Below are 24,782 nucleotides of genomic sequence, written 5' to 3' on the forward strand. Positions count from 1 at the left end.
GCACCTTCACCGTGGCGCTGCCGCTGGTCGCCGTGCCGGCCAGTGTGACGCTGCCAGAATAGCTGCCGGTGTCGCAGGTGAGCGTGAAGCCATAGCTGCCCGGTGCCCCACCCGAAGGTGCGCCAGTCACCGTCTTGGTGATCGTCACATCGACCAGGTTGCGCACCAGCGTGTTGGTGATATTGCCTGGTGCGCCCTGCGCCGGAAGCGCTATGGCCGGAGGGTCCTGCCAGGTGTAGTTGGCAGGCGCATTCGGCCGGTTGGTTTCCACCAGGGCGGTGCAGCTGGCGCCAGCAGGCACTTGCACCGTGGCGGAATTGGTGGTTTGCCCGCTGCCCAGCGTCACGGCGCCGGAATAGCCTGTCCCATTGCAGGTGAGCGTGAAGGCATAGTCGCCCGGTACGCCGCCGGCCGGCAAGTCTCCCGCCAGTGTCTTGGTGATCGAGATATTCGAGACGATCTTCGTGACCGCCTGCTTTTGCGGCGCGCTTACCTGGTCGCTCGACACATCGACCTTGTTCACCAGGTCGGCGCCCGCAATAACATTCGCGTTGGTGGCCGCATAGGTGGCGGCATAGACCCAGGTTTCAGTTGGATCCAGCTTGCCGTCGTTGTTGGTGTCGCCGGATGGTGCGCTCAGCAGCACCACCGAACCATCGGGCATGGTGTCGCTCGCCTTGACGTTGGTCAGGGTCAAATTGCCCAGGTTCTTGACCGTGATCTGGTAGTGCAGCGTTGTCGGCGCACTGATGGTTCCTTCCGTCACCGTCTTGGTTACGTCCAGGGCGGGGTTCAGCTCCGCCTTGATCTTTGCAATCAGCGCGGTCTTGAACCCAGTCCAGTCCGAGGCCGTGGTCACAAAGCCATCGCCGTCGCCCACCTGCTTGGCCGGCTGCGGCCGGGCCAGTGAATTCAATTCGTTGATATCGATGCCACTACCGATGCCGATGAAATTGATGGCATTCACATGGTTGTTGGTCACCGCGCTATTGGCCGCGGCCACCGGGTCCTGGCCGGTATTGTTATAGCCATCGGTACTGGCATCGATAATTCTTTTTGCGCTGGGATTGTTGGCATCGAAGCTGGCGGCGCAAGTGGCTATCCCATCGCCGATGGCCGTGCTGCCGTTGTAGGGGCGGTTGCTGTATAGACCGTCCAGCGCCACCCTCAGGGAGCCGCCCGTGCCGGTGGAAGTGGGCGTGATTGCGGTCATGGGCAAGGCAACCGACGCGCTGCCCGAGAAAGGCACGAGGGAAACCGCAATGGAGCCATCCTGCGGCACGATGCTTGGGTCCAGCAGCGTCTGCCGGTAGGCATCGACCTGGGTCTGCCACTGGGTTGAGCTGATGGAGCCGGACGAATCGATGGTCAGGCACAATTCAATATCCGCCGCCGCCTGCGCGGCTGGAGCCATGGCAAATGCCCCAGCCAATCCCAGCAGCCATGCGGATGCATGCCTGCCCATACTCATTATTTTCTTCATCACAGCCCCCTGGTTCTTTCAAAAAATGTGGGATTGACCTGGTTTTCTTTCGCACCATCCATGGATATGCGCCTCAATCCAATGGTTTTCCCTTGTTTCTCTCCTATTGCCAACATTGGTGCCTTGCTTGCAAGGCCATCGCGGCGCAAAACAAATCCGCCAGACCATGGTCGAGTAATTGTTAAATTCTGTAAATAGTACAGATATACCAAGATCAGACTGCCACCCCAATATCGAACGCATGGAGCTGCACATTCACGCGCGACGGTAAGATATGGGATATTGGCAATCAAACCCGCCATTGCGGCAGGCCATTAATTTTTCTGTTGATATCGCAATACGAGCACAGATCCAGCTTGATCCATTCCCGATTTCGCATATTCACCAAAAAATAGAACCCAAGCCATCTCCAAATAACCGTTGGCTATAAATACTCCACTCCTTATATGGAAATTGCTTTTAGTTCTTTTCCAGCAGGGCCAATCGGCGCTAGACTCCAGCCCACCTGAATTACCGACAAGCATCGATCAACGCCATGTTCAAGAAAACGCTTTCCGCCCTGGCCATCGCCTCGTTCGCCCTCGCCGCCCATGCGGCCGACGTGGTGCTCAAGGTCGGCGCCACGGCCGTGCCCCATGCCGAACTGCTGAACTTCGTCAAGCCCAAGCTCAAGGCCGAGGGCGTGGACCTGCAGGTGCGCGAGTTCTCCGACTACGTGCAGCCCAACATCGCGGTGCAGGACAAGCAGTTGGACGCCAACTTCTTCCAGCACCAGCCCTACCTCGACAGCTTCAACAAGGACCACAAGACCACGCTGGCGGTCGTGGCCAACGGGAAGATCCATGTCGAGCCCTTTGGCGCCTATTCGAGCAAGATCAAGAACATCAAGGAGCTGAAGGACGGCGCCACCGTGGCCATCCCCAACGATCCGTCGAACGGCGGGCGCGCGCTGATCCTGCTGGCCAAGCAGGGCCTGATCGAGCTCAAGGATCCCAAGAGCCTGACTCCCACCCCGCTGGACGTGGCGAAGAACCCCAGGAAGCTCAAGTTCAAGGAGCTGGAAGCGCCGCTGCTGCCGCGCGCGCTGGCCGATGTGGACCTGGCGCTGATCAATACCAACTACGCGATCGAGGCCAAGCTGAACCCGACCAAGGATGCGCTGTTCATCGAAGGCGCCGATTCGCCCTACACCAATATCGTCGTCTCCCGCACCGACCGCGTGAACGATCCGGCCATCGCCAAGCTCACCAAGGCGCTGCGCAGCGACGATGTGAAGAAGTTCATCCTGGAGAAGTACAAGGGCGCGGTCGTTCCGGCTTTTTGAACCACACTGCAGCCGCTAGCGCAAGCCGGGCCTTTTTTGCCGCCGGGCCGCCCCAAGGCAAAAAGCGCCCCCCTTGGGGGGCAGCGGCTACACGCAGTGAGCAAGCGTGGGGGCCCTATTGACCCCTGTTTACAAAAGGCACTGTACAGCAGTGCCTTTTTGCTTGGGCGCTCCTGTACCATGCGCCATTCCTTGCTGTTAGCGAATCGTCTCTCTCCATGTCCAAACTGATCGTGCACGGCGGCACGCCCCTTCACGGCCGCATCAACCCCTCGTCGAACAAGAACGCCGTCCTGCCCGTGCTGTGCGCCACGCTGCTGACCGACGAACCCCTCACGCTGCACGGCATTCCCGACATCACCGACGTGCGCAAGATCCTGGCCATCTTCGCGCAGCTGGGCAGCGAGGTGCAGATGGACTACGCCAGCGGCGTGCTGCGCCTGCACCACCACGCCACGCACTTCGACGAGTGCAAGCACCACCTGCCCGAGGAGATGCGCTCGTCCATCATGCTGGTGCCGCCGCTGCTGGCGCGCTTTGGCGTGGCGCGGCTGGAGGACAACGTCAAGGGCTGCACGCTGGGCGTGCGCGAGATCGACCCGCACATCGATGTCTTTCGCCGCTTCGGCGGCACGGTGGAGCGCGGCGAGGGCTCGCTCATCATCCGCACCAGCGGCGCGATGACCAGCAACCAGCACTGGCTGGACTACGCCTCGGTCACCACCACCGAGAATTTCGTGCTCTGCGCCGCCACCGCCGAGGGCACCTCGGTGCTGACCAATGCCGCCTGTGAGCCGCATGTGCAGGAGTTCTGCCGCTTCATGGTGATGCTGGGCGCCAAGATCGATGGCATCGGCACCTCGCGCCTCACGGTGCATGGCCAGCGCCAGCTCGGCGGTGGCGAATTCCACTTCGAGGAAGACTTCCACGAGATCACCACCTTCCTCGCGCTGGGCGCCATCACCAATGGCGACATCGAGGTGCGCAACCGCAAGCCCGACAACTTTCCGCTGATCGACCGCACCTTCGCCAAGTTCGGCGTGCACATCGAGCACAAGGACGGCTGGTCGCGCGCGCTGCGCAGCGGCCCGCTGAAGGTGGAGACGCCCTTCACCAGCAATGTGCTGACCAAGGTCGAGGCCGCACCCTGGCCCTACTTCCCGGTCGACCTGCTGCCGATCTTCATCGCGCTGGGCGTGCGCGCCCAGGGCAACGCGATGTTCTGGAACAAGGTCTACGACGGCGCGCTGGGCTGGACCGGCGAGCTCTCCAAATTCGGCGCCCACGTGTTCTCGTCGGACCCGCACCGCATCGTCACGCTGGGCGGCAATCCACTGACGCCGGCCGTGGTCGAGAGCCCCTACATCATCCGCGTGGCGATAGCCCTGTTCATGGTGGCGGCCAGCATCGAGGGCCGCTCCGAGATCCGCAACGCCACGCCCATCCGCCGCGCCCATCCGCACTTCGTGGAAAACCTGCAGAGCCTGGGCGCGCGGGTGGAATGGGCCGACGAGACCTAAAAAAACATAGCTGCTAGCGCGCTCCCCTCAAGCGATTCAAATACTTTTATATCTGAATCGCTTATATACCTTACGCAAGCAGCTATTATTTTTGCGATTGCGCAGTCAGCGCGCTGCCCATGGCCGCCGCCATGATGATGGCGATGGCCGTCCACTGCACCAGCGTCAGCTGCTCGCCCAACACCAGCATGCCCATGATGGCAGCCACCGCCGGCTCGGTGGCCAGCATGGTCGAGAAAGCGCCGTGCGACAGGCGCTTGAGCGCGAACATCTCCAGCGAATACGGCACTGCGCTCGACACCGCCGCCACCGCCACGCCATAAAACAGCATCTCGGGCAACAACAGCTTCGCCCCCGCCTCGGCCACGCCGAAGGGCACCACCACCAGCGCGGCCGACAGCAGCCCCAGCGACACCACCATGCCGCCGTGCATCTGCCCGGCGCGCTTGCCCAGCACGATATAGGCCGCCCAGCAGGCGGCCGCGGCCAGCGCCAGCGCGATGCCCAGCGGATCGAGCAGCCCGAGGCCGGCACCGAACAGCGGCAGGATCAAGAGCAGGAACAGCCCCAGCACCGCCAGCCCCAGCCAGACGAAGTCCAGCCAGCGGCGCGAAGTCCATACCGCCACCGACAGCGGTCCGACGAACTCGATCGCCACCGTCACCCCGAACGGCAGCCGCTTGATCGCCATGTAGAACAGCAGGTTCATCAACCCCAGCGCCACGCCGAAGCAGGCAATCTGCCCGAGGTTGGCCCGGCTGGGCCCAAAGCGCCAGGGCCGCCAGATGGCCAACAGCAGCAGCGCCGAAAAGCCCACGCGCAGCGCGGTGGTGCCCTGCGCCCCGACGATGGGAAACAGATGCTTGGCAAAGCTGGTGCCCAGGCACAGCGAGACGACCGAGCCCAGCACGGCCAATGACGGCAGCACGCGCCGCACGAGGGAATTCGACATGGCCGCGATCATAGGCCGTGTGGCCATGCCCGGCGGCCATCTGCGGCCATCAGCGCACATTGGCGGCCAGTATTTCAGGCCGCTATGCGCCCAGCGCCTGCAGGCCGCCCCACACCCACCAGGCCAGCGCCAGCATCATCACCGCGGTCAGCCCATCCATCACGCGCCAGGCCAGGGGCCGGGCAAACAGCTTTTGCATGCGCCGCCCGGCCCAGGCCAGCAGCACGAACCAGCTCAGGCTGGCGCTGGCCGCGCCCAGCACGAAGATCCATTTCAGCGGCCCCTGCTGGCGCGCCCCGATGGAGCCCACCAGCACCACCGTATCCAGGTAGACATGCGGGTTCAGCAGCGTGAGCGCCATCAATGCCCCCAGCACGCCCAGCAGGCTGCGCGACGCGCGCTGGAGCGCCCTGTCCCCGGCCCCATGCGCCTGCGCCTCGGGCTGCACCTGCGCAGCGGAAGACGCCACCATGCGCCAGAGAGCCAGCAAGCCGTAGCCCAGCAAAAAGATGGCGCCGCCCAGCGTCAGCCAGTAGGCCAGCTGCGGGCGCCCGCCCAGCACCTGGGCCATGCCGGCCACGCCCGCGCCCATGAGCAGCGCATCGCTGGCCACGCACCAGGCCACGCAGGCGCGCACATGCCGGCCATCGACCGCCTGGCGCAGCACGTACAGGTTCTGCGCGCCTATCGAGACGATGAGCGACAGGCAGATGCCAAAGCCCGCCAGCCACGAAGCAGTGATGTTGTTCCACATGGCGGCGGATTGTGCGGCGCGGCGCAAGATTAGTAAAATTAAACTATCTAAACCATATTAAGAATTTCTTCATGCTCGACTACCTTGGCCTGGCCGCGCTGAACGCGGTGATCCGCGAAGGCAGCTTCGAACGCGCCGCGCGCAAGCTGCACATCACCGCCTCGGCGGTGTCGCAGCGCGTCAAGCAGCTGGAAGAGCGCATGGGGCAGATCCTGGTGCTGCGCGGCCAGCCCTGCGTGGGCACCGAACTGGGCCGGCGCCTGTGCCTGCACCTGGAGCAGGTCAGCCTGCTGGAAAACGAGCTGCGCCGCAGCCATCCGGAGCTGGCGGCCGATGGGCAGGCGCCGGCACCCACCCTCAAGCTGGCGGTGAATGCGGATTCGCTCTCGACCTGGTTCATGCAGGCCATGGCCGAGTTCAGCGGCGGCGGCAACGAGCTGCTGGACATCGGCATCGACGACCAGAACCACACGGCCCAACGCATCCGCCAGGGCGAGGTGATGGCGGCGGTGACCGCCAGCGCCAGCCCCATCGCCGGCTGCAACACCTGGCCGCTGGGCAGCATGGCCTACGTGGCCGCCGCCAGCCCCGGCTTCGTGGCGCGGCACCTGCCGCAGGGCCCCACGCCCGAGGCCATGGCCCGCGCGCCCATGCTGATCTACGACCGCAAGGACCGCCTGCAGGAGCAGTGGCTGCAGGCCCAGGGCCTGGCCTCGCGGCGCACGCCGCCAGCGCACTGGCTGCCGTCCGTCAGCGCCTTCCTCGGCGCCAGCCAGGCCGGCATAGGCTGGGGCATGCACCCGGTCAGCCTGGTGGAGCAGGAATTGCGCGAAGCCCGGTTGGTGGCGCTCTTGCCGCATGCCGAACTGGACGTGCCGCTGTACTGGGTGCACACCCGCATGGCCCAGCCCGGCCTGCAGCGCCTGACCGACTGCGTGATGCGCGCGGCCACAGAGCGGCTACGGCAGTAGCCAGTACTCAATATAGTCAATAGTGCGGCGGCAACTCGTCACGCAGGCTGCGCGCCGCGGCACCACCCGCATCGGCGGGCAACTGCTGGCGCAATTGCCTCAGCTGCTCCTGCAGCAGCTCGATCTGCTGCTGCTGGCGGAACACGGTGAGGTTCAGCTCCTCCAGCAGATCGTCGGCATAGGCCGCCTTGATCTCCAGCGCCTCCAGCCGCTCGCGCAAGGCTTCGTCCGCCCTCACAGCGCCTGCGCCATGCGGGCGATGCCCTCTTCGATCTTCGCGCTGTCGCTGGTCGCGAACGACAGGCGCAGCGTCGAGCGGTCGGGGTTGCTGCAGAAGAACGGCGCGCCCGGCACGAAGGCCACGTTCTTCTCGATGGCGCGCTTGGCGAAGACATCGCCGTCGGCGCATTTGCCGTTGGCGCCGGTGAGCTGCACCCAGAAGAACATGCCGCCCTGCGGCTGCACGAAACGCACCGCATCGCCCAGCTCGCGGCGCAGCGCATCGCCCATGGCGCGGCTGCGCTCGCCATAGGTCTGGCGCACGCGCGCCAGCGTGGCCGGCATGCGGCCGGCCTTGAGGTACTGCGCGGCCGTGGCCTGGCTGAAGGTGCTGGTATGGGCGTCGCTGAACTGCTTGCACATCACGCACTTGGCCAGCAGCTCGGGCGGCGCGATCAGCCAGCCCAGGCGCAGGCCGGGGCTGAGCACCTTGCTCATGCTGCCGCAGTGCGCCAGCCAGTCGCGGCTGCCCGGCACCTGCGCCGACAGCGCCAGCAGGCTGGGCGGCGGCGCAGCGCCGAAGTACAGGTCGCCATACGGATCGTCCTCGACGATCAGGGTCTGGTGGCGCACCGCCATCTCCAGCACCTGCCTGCGGCGCTCCAGCGACAGCATCGCGCCGCTCGGGTTGCCAAAGGTGGGGATCAGGTACACCAGCTTGGGCTTGTGCTCGGCGATCAACTGCTCCAGCTCGTCGGTCTTGACGCCGTGCTCGTCGATGGGCGCGCTGATCAGCTCGGCGCCATAGAGGCGGAAGCACTGGATGGTGGCCAAGAAGGTCGGGCCCTCGACGATCACCTTGTCGCCGGGCGAGATCATGGTCTTGCCCAGCAGGTCCAGCGCCTGCTGGCTGCCGGTGGTGACGGTCAGCTGCTCGGGAGCCAGATCCTGCACGCCCTTGCCCGCCATCAGCGCGGCGATCTGCTCGCGAAACGGCTGGTAGCCTTCGGTCGCGCCATACTGCAGCGCGCCGCCCGGCTCCTGCTGGAGCGCGGCGTCCGCGGCCTGCTGGATGCCCTCCACGTCGAACATCGCCGCATCCGGGAAACCGCCGGCAAAACTGATGATGCCCGGCTTGCCCAGCAGCTTGAAAAGCTCGCGGATGGCCGAGGTTTCGACGTTGTTCAAGCGGGAGGCAAAAGGCAGAGTGGAAGGCAGGCTCATGGAATGCACCAAAGAAAAAATAATAGATTAATGTAAGTTTTGATCGCCATCAATACGGGCAAATACCAGCGCACCGGCCGAGGCTCAGCTGAGCGTGGCCTGACCATGGCGGATGGGCCATTGTCCCGCATTCACGGCACGGCCATTGACAAGCATGCGCCCAACTTGGGCTATGCTCGCGCCCGATGCGCCACAGAGTGAAAACAATCGGAGGGAATATTCCATGAGATGGCTATTGGGGTTGCTTAGGCTGATCGCCGCGCTGCTGATGCTGGCGGGGCTGCTGTGGGGCGCGAGCGCGCTCTGGTTCCAGCTGGCCGGCTCGGTGTCGTCGGCGCCAGCCCGCGCCCTGCTGCTGGGCGCGTGGGTGGGCGGCGGCCTGCTGTGCATCGCCATGCTGTGGCAGCGGCGCAAGGCGCGCAAGGGCCTGGTGGTGTATGGCCTGGCCCTTGCCTCCATCGTGCTGTGGTGGATCGCCATCCACCCCGCCCCAAACCGGCCCTGGGCGCCCGCGCCGGTGCAGCAGCTGGTGGAACAGGCCTGGGGCGGCCTTCGGCGCTAGCTACGCCAGCAGGCGCAGCAATACGCGGTTGAAAGCCTCGGGCTGCTCATACTGCACCCAGTGGCCGGCGCCGGGCACCAGCACGAAATCCTGCAGCTGCGGCAGCGCTGCCTCGTAGGCCGCCCGCAGCTGCGCCATATGGCCGCGGTAGAGCGCGTCGTGCTCGCCATAGACCACGGCCACCGGGCAGCGCAAGTGGGGCAGCGCCTGCGCCAGGGTATCCGACGGGGCCGCGCGGCGGCGCGGCATGCGATCGCGCAGCACGTTGTACTCGTGCAGTGCGAGTGTGGCTTCATCGATGCGGGTGCTGTCGTGCAGCATCAGCGCCGCCAGATTGTGCCGGTGCACGCCGCGCTGCATCTCCCGCGGCAGATGCCGCCAGCCCTTGAGCGTGTACTGGCGCTGCGCCACCACGCCCATGGACGGTGCACCGACCAGCACCAGTTGCCTGGCCGCATCGGGATGCGCCGCCGCCAGCAAGGCCGACGACAGGCCGCCGAACGAAAAACCCGCCAACTGGCAGCCCAGCAGGCCGAGCGCGCGCATGCCGGCATACAGCGGCTCGACCATGGTGGCTGCGTCGCAGCCATCGGGCGACAGCGCCGAATCGCCAAAGCCCGGCAAATCGGCCGCCCAGACCTGGTAGCCCTGCTCCACCAGCGCCGCAATATTGGCGATCCAGTGCGACCAGCTGCCGCTGCCGCCATGCAGCAGCACCAGCGGGGGCTGCCCCGCCTGCGGCGGGCCCCAGCAATGCCAGGCCAGCTCGCCGTCGCCGCAGGGCGTGGCGGCGCGCCGGGCGCTGGACTGCAGTGCCTGCCAGCGGGCCGGCAGCTGCTGGCGCAGCGCCTCAAGGTCGAGCGGCGCCGCGGCGCGGAAATTAATCATGCTGCAGGCACTGCGCCACCGCGTCGATGGCCAGGCCATAGCCCTGCACGCCCAGGCCGCAGATCACCGCGCGGGCCACCGGCGCTATATAGGAATGGTGGCGGAAGGCCTCGCGGGCATGCACGTTGGAGATATGCAGCTCGATCACCGGCAGGTCCGCCCCCTTGATCGCATCCATCAGCGCCACGCTGGTATGCGTATAGGCGGCGGCATTCAGCACCACGCCAGCCAGCCGGCCCTCGCGGCGCAGCGCGCCGGCCTCGTGCAGCCAGTCGATCAGCGCGCCTTCGTGGTTGCTCTGGTGAAAGCGCAGCGCAAAGCCGTTGCGCTGCGCGGCCTGCTCACACAGCTGCTCCACGTCGCGCAGCGTGCTGGCGCCGTAGATGCCCGGCTCGCGCAGGCCAAGCAGGTTCAGGTTCGGGCCATTGAGAACAAAAACGGTCTTCATGGGGGCAAATCTCTCCGCTCGAAAGCGGCATTATCCGGTTGCACCGCAACGGCTGCGCGCATGCGGGCGACAAGCCCAGCAAAAACCTGGAAAAACCCAGCAAAAAGCCCGGCAGCGGCCGGGCTTGGAGTGCGTGTGGAATGCGTTTGCCTGCGCGGGCGCTGCCGCGTTACCGCCAGTGGCGATGGTGGTGGCGGTAGTAGCCCGGAGGCGGGCCGTAGTACACCGGCGCGGGGCGGTATACCGGCACCGGGCGGTACATCACCGGCGGCGGCGGGGCGACATACACGGGCCGCGGCGCCACATAGACCGGAGCGGGCGCATACACCGGCGCCGGCGCATAGACCGGGGCGGGATAGTAGCCGCTGCCCACGCCAACGGCCACCGGCGCCACATTGACACCCACCGACCAGGACACCCGGCTGGCATGGGCGGCGCCCGACACCAGGGCCAGGCCCGCCAGAAGGCCGGTGGCCATGGCCTTGGCGGCGACAGAGCGTGCGTTGATATTCATATTCATCCCCTTTCGCGGACCGGGACGGCAAGCCACGCTCGCCATCTCCTTACTGGACAACCTTGCTGCAACTCTAACGCGCCTACCCGCCCGCAGGTTGGCATTGTTTTGCAAAACAATGGTATCCAAGGCCCGAATTCCGTGTCCAGCGGTAACCGCCGCGGGCGAACCTACAATAGCGGCCATGAGCTCCGACGCGAACAAGCACCCGAACAAACACCCGGCCCAACAGCCTGCCGCCGAGCCTGCAGAGGCCGCCAGATCCAGCAACTTCCTGCGCCAGATCATCGAATCCGACCTGGAGCAAGGCAGCTATGCCCAGCGCCATTGGGGCGGCAGCCCCGGCGACGCCGTCCACCACGAGCAGGGCCCGGTCGATGCGGCGCGCATCCGCACCCGCTTCCCGCCCGAGCCCAACGGCTACCTGCACGTAGGCCATGCCAAGTCGATCTGCCTGAACTTCGGCCTGGCGCGCGACTTCGGCGGCACCTGCCACCTGCGCTTCGACGACACCAACCCCGAGAAGGAAGACCAGGAGTACGTGGACGCGATCATCGACGCGGTGCACTGGCTGGGCTTCGACTGGAAGGATGCCGACGGCCATGCCAACCTGTACTACGCCAGCAACTATTTCGACTTCATGCACCGCTGCGCGGTCTACCTGATCGAGCAGGGCCTGGCCTATGTGGACGAGCAGTCGGCCGAGGACATGAAGGCCAACCGCGGCGACTTCGGCCGCCCCGGCGTGAACAGCCCCTTCCGCGACCGCCCGGTGGCCGAGAACCTGCAGCGCTTCGCCGACATGAAGGACGGCAAGCTGCCCGACGGCGGCGCGGTGCTGCGCGCCAGGATCGACATGGCCTCGCCCAACATCAACCTGCGCGACCCGGCCATCTACCGCGTGCGCCACGCCGAGCACCACAACACCGGCAACCAGTGGTGCATCTACCCGATGTACACCTTCGCCCATCCGATCGAGGATGCGCTGGAGCACATCACCCACAGCATCTGCACGCTGGAGTTCGAAGACCAGCGCCCCTTCTACGACTGGCTGCTGGACCACCTGCGCGAAGGTGGCCTGATCGCCGCGCCGCAGCCGCGCCAGTACGAATTCTCGCGCCTGAACCTGACCTATGTGATCACCAGCAAGCGCAAGCTCAAGCACCTGGTGGACAGCGGCATCGTCAGCGGCTGGGACGACCCGCGCATGCCCACCGTGGTCGGCCTGCGCCGGCGCGGCTACACGCCCGAGAGCATCCAGCTGTTTTGCGAGCGCATCGGCGTCACCAAGGACTACAGCTGGATCGACTACAGCACGCTCGAAGGCTGCCTGCGCGAAGACCTGGAGAACAAGGCCCACCGCGCGATGGCGGTGCTCGACCCGTTGCGGCTCGAGCTGAGCAACTGGGCCGAGGTATTCGGCAGCGCCGACCACCTGGAAGCCTGCGAGCTGCCCGCCCTGCCCCATGCCGCCGAAGGCCAGGAGCCCCCGGTGCGCCGCTTCACGCTGGGCCGCGAGGTCTGGATCGAGCGCGAGGACTTCGCCGAGGTGCCGCCCAAGGGCTACAAGCGCCTGTTCCCCGGCAACAAGGTGCGCCTCAAGGGCGGCTATGTCATCGAGTGCACCGGCTGCGAAAAGGATGCCGAGGGCAAGGTGACCAAGGTGCTGGCCAGCGTGGTGCCCGACACCAAGAGCGGCACGCCCGGCGCCGATGCGGTCAAGGTCAAGGCCGCCATCACCTGGGTGGGCGTGGCCGACGGCCTGGCCGCCGAAGTGCGCCTGTATGACCGTTTGTTCACCGACGCCCAGCCCGATGCCGGCGGCAAGGACTTCCTGGCGCTGCTCAACCCCGACAGCCTCAAGACCGTCACCGCCTATGTGGAGCCATCGCTGGCCGCCGCCCGGCCGGACGACAGGTTCCAGTTCGAGCGCCACGGTTACTTCGTGGCCGACCGCAAGGACCACCAGCCCGGCAAACCGGTGTTCAACCGGGTGACGGGGCTGAAGGACAGCTGGGGGAAATAAGGCCCCCACGCTTGCCCACTGCGTGTGGCCGCTGCCCCCCGAGGGGGCGCTTTTTGCCTTGGGGCGGCACGCGCCCAGGTTCCCTCAGCGCGCCGGCTCCTCGGCCGCCTGGTGCATGCCCAGGCGGTCCATCCACTGCAGCAGCTCGCGTGCATCGTCGTCACCCAGCTCGGCATGGGCCTCGTAGGCGGCGCGCATGGCGGCGAAGGACTCGGGCCGGTGCTGGTTCAGCTTGAGCTTGCACTCCCACTGCAGCACCTGCATGCGCAGCCCCACCACGCCGCCCAGCAGCTTGCGGGTGAAATCGGCATCCAGCCCGCGCCACTGCTCGGCATAGGCGGGCTCGTGGTCGCCTATCAGGCACTTGAGCAGGCGGTCCTTGTCCTCGGGCTCCTGGATCAGCTCCACCTGCACCCGGCAATGCAGCGCCACATAGTTCCAGCTGGGCACGCGCTCCAGATCGGGGTAGACGCTGGGCGACAGGTAGGCCTGCGCGCCGCGAAAGGCCACCAGCGCCTGGGGCGACTGCTGCAGCAGCTTCCAGTGCGGGTTGCCGCGCGAGCAATGGCCCCAGAGCGTCAGCGCCCCCTCGGCCTCATGGTGCTCGGCATGCAGTGGAAGGTACGAGACGAATGGAAAGCCCTGCGCATCGACCGCGGTCAGGCTGGCCAGCGGATGCTGGCGCATGATGGTGAGCGCATGCCGCAGATCCTGGCTCGCGAACTGGCGCGGCAGGTACATGGTGGGGGATGGCACAGCTTCGGTCATGGGGCGCTCACAGGTCAATTGCTCAGCGTATCGCCAACGCCCGGCGCATCGCTGCATTTTTTAGCGCGCATTGATGCGGCGCCGGCATCAATGCCGGCCAAACCGGGCCTGGCTCCTGCCGCCAGCTTCGCTGCCAGGCCTGGGCCGCCATGTGGCCGCCAGGTAAAATGCAGGCAAATCAATTACTTGAAAACATCCCAGCAGCCAGAGCCCGCATGCGGCGCTCCGGCGTGCGGCGCCCCACCACCGGCACCGCGCGAACTAGGGATAATCCCGCCCCATGTCTCTCCTGCCCCACCAGCTCGAACTGCTCTCTCCCGCGCGCAATGCCGACATCGGCATCGAGGCCGTCAACCACGGCGCGGATGCGGTCTACATCGGCGGCCCGGCCTTTGGCGCGCGCGCCACGGCGGGCAACGACATCCGCGACCTTGAGCGGCTGATCACGCATGCGCACCGCTTCGGCAGCCGCATCTTCATCACGCTCAACACCATCCTGCGCGACGACGAACTGGAGGCCGCGCGCCAGATGGCCTGGCAGGTCTACGAGGCCGGCGCCGATGCGCTGATCATCCAGGACATGGGCCTGCTGGAGCTGGACCTGCCGCCCATCCAGCTGCATGCCAGCACCCAGACCGACATCCGCACGCCCGAGAAGGCGCGCTTCCTGCAGGATGCGGGCCTGTCGCAGATCGTCGTGGCGCGCGAGCTTCAACTTTCCCAGATCGCCGCCGTGCGCGCCGCCACCGACCCGGCGCGCACCACCATCGAGTTCTTCGTGCACGGCGCGCTGTGCGTGGCCTATTCGGGCCAGTGCTACATCACCCACGCCCACACGGGCCGCAGCGCCAACCGCGGCGACTGCAACCAGGCCTGCCGCCTGCCCTACGAGGTGCTGGATGCGAACGGCCGCATCATCGCCCACGAAAAGCACGTGCTGTCCATGAAGGACAACAACCAGAGCGACAACCTGCGCGCCCTGATCGGCGCCGGCGTGCGCAGCTTCAAGATCGAGGGCCGCTACAAGGACATGGGCTATGTGAAGAACATCACGGCCCACTACCGCAAGCTGCTGGACGAGATCATCGAAGAACGTGAAGTTTCACGCGAATTCTCCGACGCCCCGCTGGCGCGCTCGTCGTCGGGCCGCACCAGCTTTACCTTTGAGCCCGACCCCGACCAGAACTTCAACCGCGAGTTCACCGACTACTTCGTCAACGGCCGCCAGCAGGACATCGGCGCCTTCGACACGCCCAAGACGCCGGGCCGCGCCATCGGCTGGGTGACCAAGGTGGGCGAGAACTTCGTGGAGATCGAGGCGTCGAGCCGCGACACCGAACTGCACAACGGCGACGGCCTGTGCTACTACGACCTGCAAAAGGAACTGGTGGGCATGCAGATCAACCGCGCCGAGTCGATGGATGCGAAGAAATCGCTGTGGCGCCTGTTCCCCAAGGATCCGATTGCCGGCTTCAAGGACCTGCGCAAGGGCCTGGAAGTCAACCGCAACCGCGACATGGCCTGGGTGCGCACGCTGGACAAGAAGTCCAGCGACCGCCGCATCGGCCTGTGGGCCGAACTCAAGGAAACCGCCGACGGCTTTGCGCTGACGCTGACCGACGAGGACGGTTTCACGGCCAGCGCAGCCATCGCGCAGGAACACCAGGGCGCCACCGACGCGGCACGCGCCGAGGCCACGCTGCGCGAGCAGCTGGGCCGCTTTGGCGCCACCGTGTTCGCGGCCAATGACATCAGCCTGCATCTCTCACAGCCCTGGTTCGTGCCTGCCTCGGCGCTCAACCAGCTGCGCCGCGATGCCGTGGCCGCGCTGGAAGCAGCCCGCGCCAAGGGCTTCGTACGCCTGCCGCGCGCCACGCCGGTCGAGCCGCCCGCGCCTTTCCCCGAAGACACGCTGACCTACCTGGCCAACGTCTACAACCACAAGGCGCACGATTTCTATGTGAAGCACGGCGTCAAGGTGATCGACGCGGCCTACGAGAGCAAGGAGGAGGAAGGCGAAGTCTCACTGATGATCACCAAGCACTGCGTGCGCTTTTCGATGAGCCTGTGCCCCAAGCAGGCCAAGGGCGTGATCGGCGTCAAGGGCACGATCAAGGCCGAGCCGCTGCAGCTGATCAACGGCAAGGAAAAGCTCACGCTGCGCTTCGACTGCAAGCCCTGCGAGATGCACGTGGTGGGCAAGATGAAGAAGTCGGTGCTCAACCAGCACCGCAAGGAGGTGCAGGAGTTTGCTATGCAGTTCTATAGCACGCGGCCCGCATCGCCGCGCAGCTGAATAAGCTACCCGCGCTCATCTTTACCCCCGGCACGCGGATTGCTTGTGCAATAAAGAAGGCCGCCAACGAATTGGCGGCCTTTTCGAGTCAGGGGCCACGGGAGGCCGGCTCAAACCGGCTTCTCCCGCCGTGCGCTTCAATAGCGGCGGCGGCCCCAAACCAGAACCGAACTCATGCGCTGGATTCGCGGCCTTCCAGCGCGCGGTTGATGGCCAGGGCCGCCAGCGTGCACACCACGCCCGACAGCAGGTAGGCACTCACGGCGATCAGGCCGAACTTGGCCGACAGGCCCAGCGCCACCACCGGCGCGAAGGCCGCGCCGATCAGCCAGGCCATGTCGGTGGACAGCGCCGCGCCGGTATAGCGGTAGACGCGCGAGAAGTTGGCGGTAACCGTGCCGGACGACTGGCCGTAGGACAAGCCCAGCAGGATGAAGCCCAGGATCAGGAACACGTTGTTGCCCGCGGTGCCGCCAGACAGCAGCATCGGCGTGGCCAGGCTGAACAGGCCGATCAGCACCGCCATCGCGCCCAGCGTGTTGCGGCGCCCGAAGCGGTCGGCAAGCCAGCCCGAAGCGGCGATGGCCACCGCGGCGCAGCAGGCGCCGACGATCTGCACGCTCAGCACCTCGACCACCGGCTGGTCGGAGAACATCACGATCCACGACAGCGGGAACACGGTGACCAGGTGGAACAGCGCAAAGCTCGCCAGCGCCGCGAACGCGCCCAGCGCCACGTTGCTGCCCTCCTCGTCGATCAGCTTGGCAACGCCCACCGGCACCAGCTCGCGCTCTTCCATCAGCTTCGAGTAGGTCTGCCCCATCACCAGCTGCAGGCGCGCGAACAGCGCCACCACGTTGACGGCGAAGGCCACGAAGAACGGATAGCGCCAGCCGAAGCTCAGAAATTCCTCCTCGGACAACGAGCCGTAGAGGTAGGCGAACAGCCCGGCCGCCAGCACGAAGCCCAGCGGCGCGCCAAGCTGGCCCATCATCGAGTACCAGCCGCGCCGGCCCTCGGGCGCGCTCATGGCCAGCAGCGACGGCAGCCCATCCCAGGAGCCGCCCAGCGCCAGGCCCTGACCAAAGCGAAACAGCGCCAGCAGCGCGATCGCGGTGCGGCCCAGCGTGTCATAGCTGGGCAAAAAGGCCATGCCCACGGTGCAGCTGCCCAGCAGGAACAGCGCGGTGGTCAGCTTGGTGGCGCGCCCCCAGCGCCGCTGGATGGCCATGGAGATCGCGGTGCCTATGGGCCGCGCGATGAAGGCCAGCGAGAAGATGCCGAAGGACAGCAGGGTGCCGTTGAGCTTGGAGAAGTTCGGGAAGAAGACGGCCGGGAAGACCAGAACCGCAGCGATGCCGAACACGAAAAAATCGAAATACTCCGAAGAACGGCCGATAATCACGCCCACGGCGATCTCGCTCGGGGTGACCTCCTCATCGTGGTCGCCAGAGTGCCCCGCCGGGCCTCGGATTTCCCCCGCCGGGGCTGCTGCGTAACTCAGATTGCTCATGCAAATGCTCCTAACTCAAGCAGTGAAGGCCCGTCATCATGGTACCCACCCAGGAGCCTGGCAGGGTTTTCACACGCGGGACGTAGGACAAAATGTCCAATCGACAGGCCTGCCTCAAGCATTTACATTTGGCGGTATTTTGCAATCCACGTTTCTACCTAATCGCGCCTCCTGGCGCTTCGCGCATGTCTAACTTCAAGAAACTCCGAGGGCCGTCCTGGCTCATTGCCGCCCTGGTGGCCGCCAGCCTCAGCGGCTGCAACCTGGTGGTGCTCAACCCCGCCGGCGACGTGGCCGCGCAGTCGGGCCGCCTGGTGGTGGTGGCAACGCTGCTGATGCTGATCATCATCGTCCCGGTCATCCTGCTGACCTGGCTGTTCGCCTGGAAGTACCGCGAATCCAACAACAGCGCCGACTACGACCCCGATTGGCACCACTCCACCTCGCTGGAGCTGATCATCTGGTCGGTGCCATTGTTGATCATCATCGCCCTCGGCGCCTTGACCTGGATCTATACGCACAAACTTGACCCCTACCGTCCGCTGGACCGCATCGACGCCAGCCGCCCGCTGCCCGAAGGCACCAAGCCGCTGGTGGTCGAGGCAGTGGCGCTGGACTGGAAGTGGCTGTTCATCTACCCCGAGCAAGGCATCGCCACCATCAACGAGGTGGCCGCGCCGGTGGACCGCCCGGTCGAGTTCAAGCTGACCTCCACCACCACGATGAACGCCTTCTACGTTCCCGACTTCGCCGGCATGATCTACGCGATGCCCGGCATGGAGACGCGCCTGAACGGCATCATCAACCGCCCCGGCGTGTTCGAGGGCAAGGGCTCGCACTACAGCGGCGCGGGCTTCGCCGGCATGACCTTCAAGTTCCACGGACTGTCCGATGCCGACTTCGCCCAGTGGGTGCAAAAGACCAAGGCCGAGGGCGGCGAGCTGACCCGCAGCGCCTACCAGCAGCTGGCCAAGCCCAGCGAGCGCGATCCGGTGCGCCTGTTCAAGTCGGTGGACAAGGATCTCTACCACGCGGTGCTCAACCGCTGCGTCGAGGAAGGCCAGATGTGCATGGACGACATGATGGCCAAGGATGCGCTGGCCAACATCAAGGCCCGCGCCGAGAGCAAGCAGTCGCGGCTGAACCTGCCCTCGGACGATGTCTGCACCGTGCGCGATGCCACGCGCATTGCCCTTGAGACCACGCCCACCCTGTCCGCTGGCGAAGGCCAGAGCATCGTCGCCCAGTAACCGGATACCCACTCTATGTCTGCCGTTTCCAATTTCAACAACGATCCGCTGCTCGGGCGGATCACCTGGGATTCCATCCCGATGGCGCATGAGCCCATCGTGCTGTGGACCTTCATCGCCGTGGTGCTCGGCGGCCTGGTCGTGGTGGCCGGGATCACCAAGTTCCGCCTCTGGGGCCCGCTGTGGAAGGACTGGATCTGCTCGATCGACCACAAGAAGATCGGCATCATGTACATGATCCTCGGCCTGGTCATGTTCCTGCGCGGCTTCTCCGACGCCGTGATGATGCGCGCGCAGCAGGCCATCGCCGCGGGCGAGAACATGGGCTACCTGCCGCCGCACCACTACGACCAGATCTTCACCGCCCACGGCGTGATCATGATCTTCTTCGTGGCCATGCCCTTCGTGACCGGGCTGATGAACTACGTGGTGCCGCTGCAGATCGGCGCGCGCGACGTGGCCTTCCCGTTCCTCAACAACTTCAGCTTCTGGATGACCACCAGCGGCGCCGTGCTGGTGATGCTCTCGCTGTTCCTGGGCGAGTTCTCCACCTACGGCTGGCTGGCGCTGTCGGGCCTGGGCTTCAACGACCCGAGCGTGGGCTTGGACTACTACATCTGGGCGCTGCAGGTCGCGGGGGTGGGCACGACGCTGTCGGGCATCAACCTGATCGTGACCATCATCAAGATGCGCGCGCCCGGCATGAACCTGATGAAGATGCCCGTCTTCACCTGGACCTCGCTGTGCACCAACGCGCTGATCGTCGCCACCTTCCCGATGCTGACCGCCGCGCTGGTGCTGCTGTCGCTGGACCGCTTCCTGGGCACGCACTTCTTCACCAACGACCTGGGCGGCAACGCCATGCTGTACGTGAACCTGATCTGGATCTGGGGCCACCCCGAGGTCTACATCCTGGTGCTGCCCGCGTTCGGCGTGTTCTCCGAGGTGGTCTCCACCTTCAGCCGCAAGCGCCTGTTCGGCTACACCTCGATGGTCTACGCCACCGTGTGTATCACCATCCTGTCGTACCTGGTGTGGCTGCACCACTTCTTCACCATGGGCTCGGGCGCCAGCGTGAACTCCTTCTTCGGCATCACGACGATGATCATCTCGATCCCGACGGGCGCCAAGGTGTTCAACTGGCTGTTCACCATGTACCGCGGCCGCATCAAGTTCGACGTGCCGATGCTGTGGACCATGGGCTTCATGTTCACCTTCGTGATCGGCGGCCTGACCGGCGTGCTGCTGGCCGTGCCTCCGGCCGACTTCGTGCTGCACAACTCGCTGTTCCTGATCGCGCACTTCCACAACGTGATCATCGGCGGCGTGGTGTTTGCCGTGTTCGCCGCGATCAACTACTGGTTCCCCAAGGCCTTTGGCTTTCGCCTCAACGAGTTCTGGGGCAAGGTGTCGTTCTGGTTCTGGCTGGTGGGCTTCTGGGTGGCCTTCACGCCGCTGTACATCCTGGGCCTGATGGGCGTGACCCGCCGCATCAACCACTACGAGGATGCCTCGCTGCAGATCTGGTTCATCATCGCGGCCTTCGGCGGCGCGCTGATCGCCGTGGGCATCGCCGCCTTCTTCGTGCAGCTGGCCGTGAGCATCAAGGACCGCAAGCAGCTGGCCGACCACACGGGCGACCCCTGGGGCGGGCGCACGCTGGAGTGGGCCACCTCCTCGCCGCCGCCCAACTACAACTTCGCCTTCACGCCCAACGTGCATGACAGCGATGCCTGGTGGGACATGAAGAAGCACGGCTTCGCGCGCAGGCTCGGCGGCTTCTCGGACATCCACATGCCCAAGAACACCGCGGCCGGCTTCGTGATCTCGATGCTCGCGATGGTGTTCGGCTTCGCCATGATCTGGCAGGTCTGGTGGCTGGTGGTCGCGTCGTTCGCCGCGATCGTGCTCAGCGCCATCATCCACACCTTCAACTACAAGCGCGACTACTACATCCAGGCAGCCGAAGTGGCCGCAACGGAAGAAGCCCGCACCCAACTCCTGGCACGCAATGTCTGATACGACCACCATGCAATACCCTGCGGGCGCGCCCGGCGCGCGCGACTATTTCCTGAAGGAAGAACCGCACCCCGAGAACGGCACCGCGCTGGGCTTCTGGCTCTACCTGATGAGCGACTGCCTCATCTTCGCCGTGCTGTTCGCCACCTACGGCGTGCTGGGCCGCAACTATGCCGGCGGCCCGAGCGGCGCCGAGCTGTTCGACCTGCCGCTGGTGGCGATGAACACCGCGCTGCTGCTGTTCTCGTCCATCACCTTCGGCTTCGCGATGCTGATGAAGCAAAAGGGCTCGGTCAAGGGCACCATGGCCTGGCTGGTGATCACCGCGCTGTTCGGCCTGGGCTTCCTGGGCCTGGAGCTGTACGAGTTCCATCACCTGATCCACGAGGGCGCAGGCCCGGGCCGCAGCGCCTTCCTGTCGTCGTTCTTCACGCTGGTGGGCACGCACGGCCTGCACGTCACCTTCGGCCTGATCTGGCTCACCGTGCTGCTGATCCAGATCGGCATGCACGGCCTGACCCGCGAGAACAACCGCCGCCTGATGTGCCTGTCCATGTTCTGGCACTTCCTGGACGTGGTCTGGATCGGCGTCTTCACCTTCGTATACCTGATGGGAGTGCTGTAAATGAGCGCACAACACAATCACGCGGCGCACGACAGCCACCACGGCCATGACGACCACCACGGCCACGATGACGGCCCGCACAGCACCTTCTCCGGCTACATGATCGGCTTCTTCCTGTCGATCATTCTCACCGCCATCCCCTTCGCGGTGGTGATGGGCGACGTGTTCGAGAACCGCACCACCACGGTGCTGGTGATCTCGGGCTTCGCGGTGGTGCAGATCCTGGTGCACATGGTGTTCTTCCTGCACATGAACGGCAAGGTCGAGGGCGGCTGGACCATGCTGTCCACCATCTTCACCGTGATCTTCGTGTTCATCGTGATCTCGGGCACGCTCTGGGTCATGTACCACATGAACACCAACATGATGCCGCACCACCAGCACCTGCTGCCCGCCGCCGTCGAGGGTGCGCAGCACGGCGCGCACCACTGAGCGGTGGCGGCGGCAACGGATGCGGACCGCCGCCCGCGGCGGTCCCCGTTTCTGAAGGCGATGCTTGCGCTGGCAGGCATCGCCTTATTCTTTGGCTTCGTCGCGCTGGGCACCTGGCAGCTCAAACGCCTGTCGTGGAAGCTGGCTCTGATCGAGCGCGTGCAGCAGCGCGTGCATGCCAGCCCCGTGGCGCTGCCGCCGCAGCCCGAGTGGGCGCGGCTGGACCCCGCCGCCCTCGAATACCAGGCGGTGCAGGCCCGGGGCCAGTGGCTGGCCGCCAAGACGGTGCTGGCCCAGGCCGCCACCGAGCTGGGCAGCGGCTTCTGGGTGATGACGCCGCTGCAGCTGGGGCAAGACGGAGAAGGCGGCCAGGTGCTGGTCAACCGCGGCTTCATCCCGGACAGCCAGCGCGCCGCCTGGAGCGAGCCGGCCTACGTGGCCAGCCACACGCCGGCCGGCCCGGTGGGCGTGAGCGGCCTGCTGCGCATCTCCGAGCCGCGCGGCGGCTTTTTGCGCCACAACGAGCCGGCGCAGCAGCGCTGGTACTCGCGCGACGTGGCGGCCATCGCGCAGGCCAATGGCCTGGGCGCGGCCGCGCCGTTCTTCATCGACGCCGGCATTCCCGCGCAAGCCCCGGCCCTGCCCGGCGCCAGCGCCGCGCAGATGCCGCGCCCCGGCATGACCGTGGTGCGCTTTCACAACAACCACCTGGTCTACGCCCTCACCTGGTACGGGCTGGCCGCGATGGTGGTGGGCGCCGCCTGGCTGGTGGCGCGCCATGGAATAAAAAAAGATAGCACATAGCGCTTGCTCTGCCTATATTTCAGATACAAAAACATCTGAAATTCACATACAGAAAGCGCAGACAGCTATCGTTTTTTCTGCATCCTGCAGCCTTAAGATCGCCGCGTGCCCTTCACATCCGACTCCCCGTTCAGCGTCACCCACACCACCGACCGCCGCAACATGCGGCTGCTCGTGCAGCTGCGCTGGCTGGCGGTGGTGGGGCAGGTGATCACCATTGCGCTGGTGCACTATGGGCTGGACATCGCGCTGCCGCTGCAGCCCATGCTGCTCATCGTGGCGGCGCTCATCGCCTTCAACGCCGCCAACATCGGCTGGCTGCGCTGGCGCCAGCACGATGTCACCGCGCTCGACCTGTTCGTCGCGCTGCTGGTGGACGTGGGCGCCCTCACCTTCCAGCTGTACCTGAGCGGCGGCGCGGGCAACCCCTTCATCGGCCTGTACCTGCTGCAGGTCACGCTGGGCGCCATTTTGCTGCGGCCCGGCTTTGCCTGGGCCATCGTGGCGGTCAGCAGCGCCTGCGCCACCGTGCTGGCCTTCGCCCACCAGCCGCTGGCGCTGCCGCAGCACCAGCAGGGCAGCATCTCGCGGCTGTACCTGATCGGACTCCTGATCAGCTTCGCGCTCAACGCCGTCTTGCTGGTGGCCTTCATCAACCGCATCATGGCCAACCTGCAGCGGCGCGACCAGCGCCTGGCCCAGCTGCGCCAGCGCGCCGCCGAAGAAGAACACATCGTGCGCATGGGCCTGCTGGCCAGCGGCGCCGCGCACGAGCTGGGCACGCCGCTGGCCACCGTCTCGGTCATCCTCGGCGACTGGCAGCGCCTGCCGCTGATCGCGCAGGACGGCGAGCTGCTGCAGGAGTTGCAGGAGATGCAGCACCAGGTGCTGCGCTGCAAATCCATAGTCACCGGCGTGCTGCTGTCCGCGGGCGAGACCCGCGGCGATGCGCCCGAGAGCACCACGCTGATCACCTTCATGGACAAGGCCGCCCAGCAGTGGCGCGGCCACCGCCAGCCGGCGCGCTTCATCTACCTCAAGCACCTGGAGAGCGACCTGCCCATCATCTCGGATACCTCGCTCAAGCAGATGATTTTCAATGTGCTGGACAATGCGCTGGAGGCCTCGCCAGCCGAGGTCCAGCTGCTGATCGAGAACCAGGGCGACGCGCTGGTGCTGCAGGTATCGGACCGTGGCCCGGGCTTTGCGCCGCAGATCCTGGACAACCTGGGCAAGCCCTACCAGTCGACCAAGGGCCGCCCCGGCGGCGGCCTGGGCCTGTTCCTGGTGATGAACGTGGCCCGTTCGCTGGGCGGCAGCGTGCAGGCCCGCAACCGCGACAGCGGCGGCGCCGAGGTGCGCATCACGCTGCCGCTGTCCTCGATCGCACTGGAAGATACGCCCGATGACTGAGACACCCGAACGCCTGCTCCTGCTCGTCGAGGACGACGCCGCCTTCGCGCGCGCGCTGCAGCGCTCCTTCGAGCGGCGCGGCTACCGCGTGCTGCACGCCAGCAGCGCCGAGGAAGTCGAGGCGCTGCTGCGCCAGCACCGCCCGCAGTACGCGGTGATGGACCTCAAGCTCGCCGGCAACGCCTCGGGCCTCAATTGCGTGCAGATGCTGCACCAGCTCAACCCCGAGGCGCTGATCGTGGTGCTGACCGGCTATGCCAGCATCGCCACCGCGGTCGAGGCGATCAAGCTCGGCGCCTGCCACTACCTGGCCAAGCCCTCGAACACCGACGACATCGAGGCCGCCTTCAGCCGCTCCGAAGGCACGCCCGACGTGGAGCTGGGCACCAGCACCACCTCGATCAAGACGCTGGAGTGGGAGAAGATCCACGAAACCCTGGCCGCCACCGGCTTCAACATCTCCGAGACCGCCCGGCGCCTGGGCATGCACCGCCGCACGCTGGCGCGCAAGCTGGAGAAGCAAAGGGTGAAATAGCCCCGCGCCCGGATATACACTGCGCTTGTCCATGCCCTGCACGGCTTGGCACAACGAAAGGAGATACCGGTGCACATCCCTATCAAATGGACGCTCAGCGTCCTGGCCATCGCGGCACTGACCGCGTGCAGCACAGCCCCCTCCGAGCAGCAGAAGTCCGCCAGCGCCGCCAGCCCGGCCACCGCCACGCAGCCCGCGGCGGGTGCGCCGGCCGCCGCGCCGGCCCCGCAGGCCAGCGCCGC

Annotated in this window: 23 protein-coding genes; 13 read left to right on the forward strand and 10 right to left on the reverse strand. The window is 65.9% G+C overall.

Annotated features, from left to right (window positions below; all coding sequences use genetic code 11):
• On the reverse strand, nt 1-1,483 hold a 1,483-nt coding region (locus ACODRX_RS24315; RefSeq protein ID WP_488874124.1), incomplete at its 3' end, for a DUF1194 domain-containing protein.
• Between the two features lie 535 nt (nt 1,484-2,018).
• Between ACODRX_RS24315 and ACODRX_RS24320 the strand changes: the two genes are divergently transcribed.
• Nucleotides 2,019-2,807 (forward strand): MetQ/NlpA family ABC transporter substrate-binding protein, encoded by a 789-nt coding sequence (locus ACODRX_RS24320; RefSeq protein WP_488874125.1) that lies wholly within the window; start codon nt 2,019-2,021, stop codon nt 2,805-2,807.
• 218 nt (nt 2,808-3,025) lie between these two features.
• Nucleotides 3,026-4,327 carry a UDP-N-acetylglucosamine 1-carboxyvinyltransferase gene (locus tag ACODRX_RS24325; RefSeq protein ID WP_488874126.1) on the forward strand — a complete coding sequence of 434 codons (1,302 nt, stop codon included), beginning with the start codon at nt 3,026-3,028 and terminating at the stop codon, nt 4,325-4,327.
• A gap of 85 nt (nt 4,328-4,412) precedes the next feature.
• Here the strand turns inward: ACODRX_RS24325 and ACODRX_RS24330 are convergent, their stop codons facing one another.
• Nucleotides 4,413-5,279 carry an EamA family transporter gene (locus tag ACODRX_RS24330; protein ID WP_488874127.1) on the reverse strand — a complete coding sequence of 289 codons (867 nt, stop codon included), beginning with the start codon at nt 5,277-5,279 and terminating at the stop codon, nt 4,413-4,415.
• Nucleotides 5,280-5,361: 82 nt separating this feature from the next.
• Nucleotides 5,362-6,033, reverse strand: coding sequence for a LysE/ArgO family amino acid transporter (locus ACODRX_RS24335; protein ID WP_488874128.1), 672 nt, complete (start codon nt 6,031-6,033; stop codon nt 5,362-5,364).
• Between the two features lie 71 nt (nt 6,034-6,104).
• Here ACODRX_RS24335 and ACODRX_RS24340 point away from each other — a divergent pair, with 71 nt between their 5' ends.
• Entirely contained in the window at nt 6,105-7,004 is a 900-nt protein-coding gene (locus tag ACODRX_RS24340) for an HTH-type transcriptional regulator ArgP (RefSeq protein ID WP_488874129.1), read from the forward strand.
• Between the two features lie 16 nt (nt 7,005-7,020).
• On the opposite strand, the gene ACODRX_RS24345 is transcribed toward ACODRX_RS24340, so the two are convergent.
• Both ACODRX_RS24345 and ACODRX_RS24350 read right to left on the reverse strand, forming a co-directional pair.
• Nucleotides 7,021-7,242 (reverse strand): SlyX family protein, encoded by a 222-nt coding sequence (locus tag ACODRX_RS24345; RefSeq protein WP_488874130.1) that lies wholly within the window; start codon nt 7,240-7,242, stop codon nt 7,021-7,023.
• A complete protein-coding gene (locus tag ACODRX_RS24350; protein ID WP_488874145.1) occupies nt 7,239-8,429 on the reverse strand; it encodes an aminotransferase-like domain-containing protein in 1,191 nt (396 codons plus the stop codon). Before ACODRX_RS24350 ends, ACODRX_RS24345 begins: the two co-directional genes overlap by 4 nt.
• 241 nt (nt 8,430-8,670) lie before the next feature.
• On the opposite strand from ACODRX_RS24350, the gene ACODRX_RS24355 reads away from it, so the two are divergent.
• Complete coding sequence (locus ACODRX_RS24355) at nt 8,671-9,009, forward strand: hypothetical protein (protein ID WP_488874131.1); 339 nt, start codon at nt 8,671-8,673, stop codon at nt 9,007-9,009.
• Here the strand turns inward: ACODRX_RS24355 and ACODRX_RS24360 are convergent, their stop codons facing one another.
• From ACODRX_RS24360 to ACODRX_RS24370, 3 genes are all read right to left on the reverse strand, one after another.
• Nucleotides 9,010-9,897 (reverse strand): alpha/beta fold hydrolase, encoded by an 888-nt coding sequence (locus ACODRX_RS24360; protein ID WP_488874132.1) that lies wholly within the window; start codon nt 9,895-9,897, stop codon nt 9,010-9,012.
• Nucleotides 9,890-10,345 (reverse strand): type II 3-dehydroquinate dehydratase, encoded by a 456-nt coding sequence (gene aroQ / locus ACODRX_RS24365; RefSeq protein WP_488874133.1) that lies wholly within the window; start codon nt 10,343-10,345, stop codon nt 9,890-9,892. The genes ACODRX_RS24360 and aroQ overlap by 8 nt, the downstream gene beginning before the upstream one ends.
• Before the next feature lie 169 nt (nt 10,346-10,514).
• The gene (locus ACODRX_RS24370) at nt 10,515-10,859 is read right to left on the reverse strand and encodes a hypothetical protein (RefSeq protein ID WP_488874134.1); all 345 of its coding nucleotides are present in this window, start codon (nt 10,857-10,859) and stop codon (nt 10,515-10,517) included.
• A gap of 184 nt (nt 10,860-11,043) precedes the next feature.
• Between ACODRX_RS24370 and ACODRX_RS24375 the strand changes: the two genes are divergently transcribed.
• Nucleotides 11,044-12,885 (forward strand): glutamine--tRNA ligase/YqeY domain fusion protein, encoded by a 1,842-nt coding sequence (locus tag ACODRX_RS24375; RefSeq protein ID WP_488874135.1) that lies wholly within the window; start codon nt 11,044-11,046, stop codon nt 12,883-12,885.
• Between the two features lie 84 nt (nt 12,886-12,969).
• Here the strand turns inward: ACODRX_RS24375 and ACODRX_RS24380 are convergent, their stop codons facing one another.
• On the reverse strand, nt 12,970-13,626 hold the full coding sequence (locus tag ACODRX_RS24380) for an FMN-binding negative transcriptional regulator (RefSeq protein WP_488874146.1): 657 nt from the start codon (nt 13,624-13,626) through the stop codon (nt 12,970-12,972).
• A gap of 307 nt (nt 13,627-13,933) precedes the next feature.
• On the opposite strand from ACODRX_RS24380, the gene ACODRX_RS24385 reads away from it, so the two are divergent.
• A complete protein-coding gene (locus ACODRX_RS24385; protein ID WP_488874136.1) occupies nt 13,934-15,949 on the forward strand; it encodes a peptidase U32 family protein in 2,016 nt (671 codons plus the stop codon).
• A 172-nt stretch (nt 15,950-16,121) separates the two neighbouring features.
• Here the strand turns inward: ACODRX_RS24385 and ACODRX_RS24390 are convergent, their stop codons facing one another.
• Nucleotides 16,122-17,462 (reverse strand): MFS transporter, encoded by a 1,341-nt coding sequence (locus ACODRX_RS24390; RefSeq protein WP_488874137.1) that lies wholly within the window; start codon nt 17,460-17,462, stop codon nt 16,122-16,124.
• 185 nt (nt 17,463-17,647) lie between these two features.
• Between ACODRX_RS24390 and cyoA the strand changes: the two genes are divergently transcribed.
• From cyoA to ACODRX_RS24425, 7 genes are all read left to right on the forward strand, one after another.
• Nucleotides 17,648-18,712, forward strand: a complete 1,065-nt coding sequence (gene cyoA / locus ACODRX_RS24395) for a ubiquinol oxidase subunit II (protein WP_488874138.1) — start codon at nt 17,648-17,650, stop codon at nt 18,710-18,712.
• Nucleotides 18,713-18,727: 15 nt separating this feature from the next.
• Nucleotides 18,728-20,731 (forward strand): cytochrome o ubiquinol oxidase subunit I, encoded by a 2,004-nt coding sequence (cyoB, locus tag ACODRX_RS24400; RefSeq protein ID WP_488874139.1) that lies wholly within the window; start codon nt 18,728-18,730, stop codon nt 20,729-20,731.
• The gene (gene cyoC, locus ACODRX_RS24405; RefSeq protein WP_488874140.1) at nt 20,724-21,356 is read left to right on the forward strand and encodes a cytochrome o ubiquinol oxidase subunit III; all 633 of its coding nucleotides are present in this window, start codon (nt 20,724-20,726) and stop codon (nt 21,354-21,356) included. The genes cyoB and cyoC overlap by 8 nt, the downstream gene beginning before the upstream one ends.
• Nucleotides 21,357-21,788 (forward strand): cytochrome o ubiquinol oxidase subunit IV, encoded by a 432-nt coding sequence (gene cyoD, locus ACODRX_RS24410; RefSeq protein WP_488874141.1) that lies wholly within the window; start codon nt 21,357-21,359, stop codon nt 21,786-21,788.
• Nucleotides 21,789-21,848: 60 nt separating this feature from the next.
• Nucleotides 21,849-22,592: an SURF1 family protein gene (locus ACODRX_RS24415; protein WP_488874142.1), complete on the forward strand. Its 744-nt coding sequence runs from the start codon at nt 21,849-21,851 to the stop codon at nt 22,590-22,592.
• A gap of 105 nt (nt 22,593-22,697) precedes the next feature.
• Nucleotides 22,698-24,005 carry an ATP-binding protein gene (locus ACODRX_RS24420; RefSeq protein ID WP_488874143.1) on the forward strand — a complete coding sequence of 436 codons (1,308 nt, stop codon included), beginning with the start codon at nt 22,698-22,700 and terminating at the stop codon, nt 24,003-24,005.
• On the forward strand, nt 23,998-24,540 hold the full coding sequence (locus ACODRX_RS24425; protein ID WP_488874144.1) for a response regulator transcription factor: 543 nt from the start codon (nt 23,998-24,000) through the stop codon (nt 24,538-24,540). The genes ACODRX_RS24420 and ACODRX_RS24425 overlap by 8 nt, the downstream gene beginning before the upstream one ends.
• The last annotated feature ends 242 nt before the right edge of the window (nt 24,541-24,782 follow it).

This window comes from Comamonas sp. FG99 (assembly GCF_057808605.1).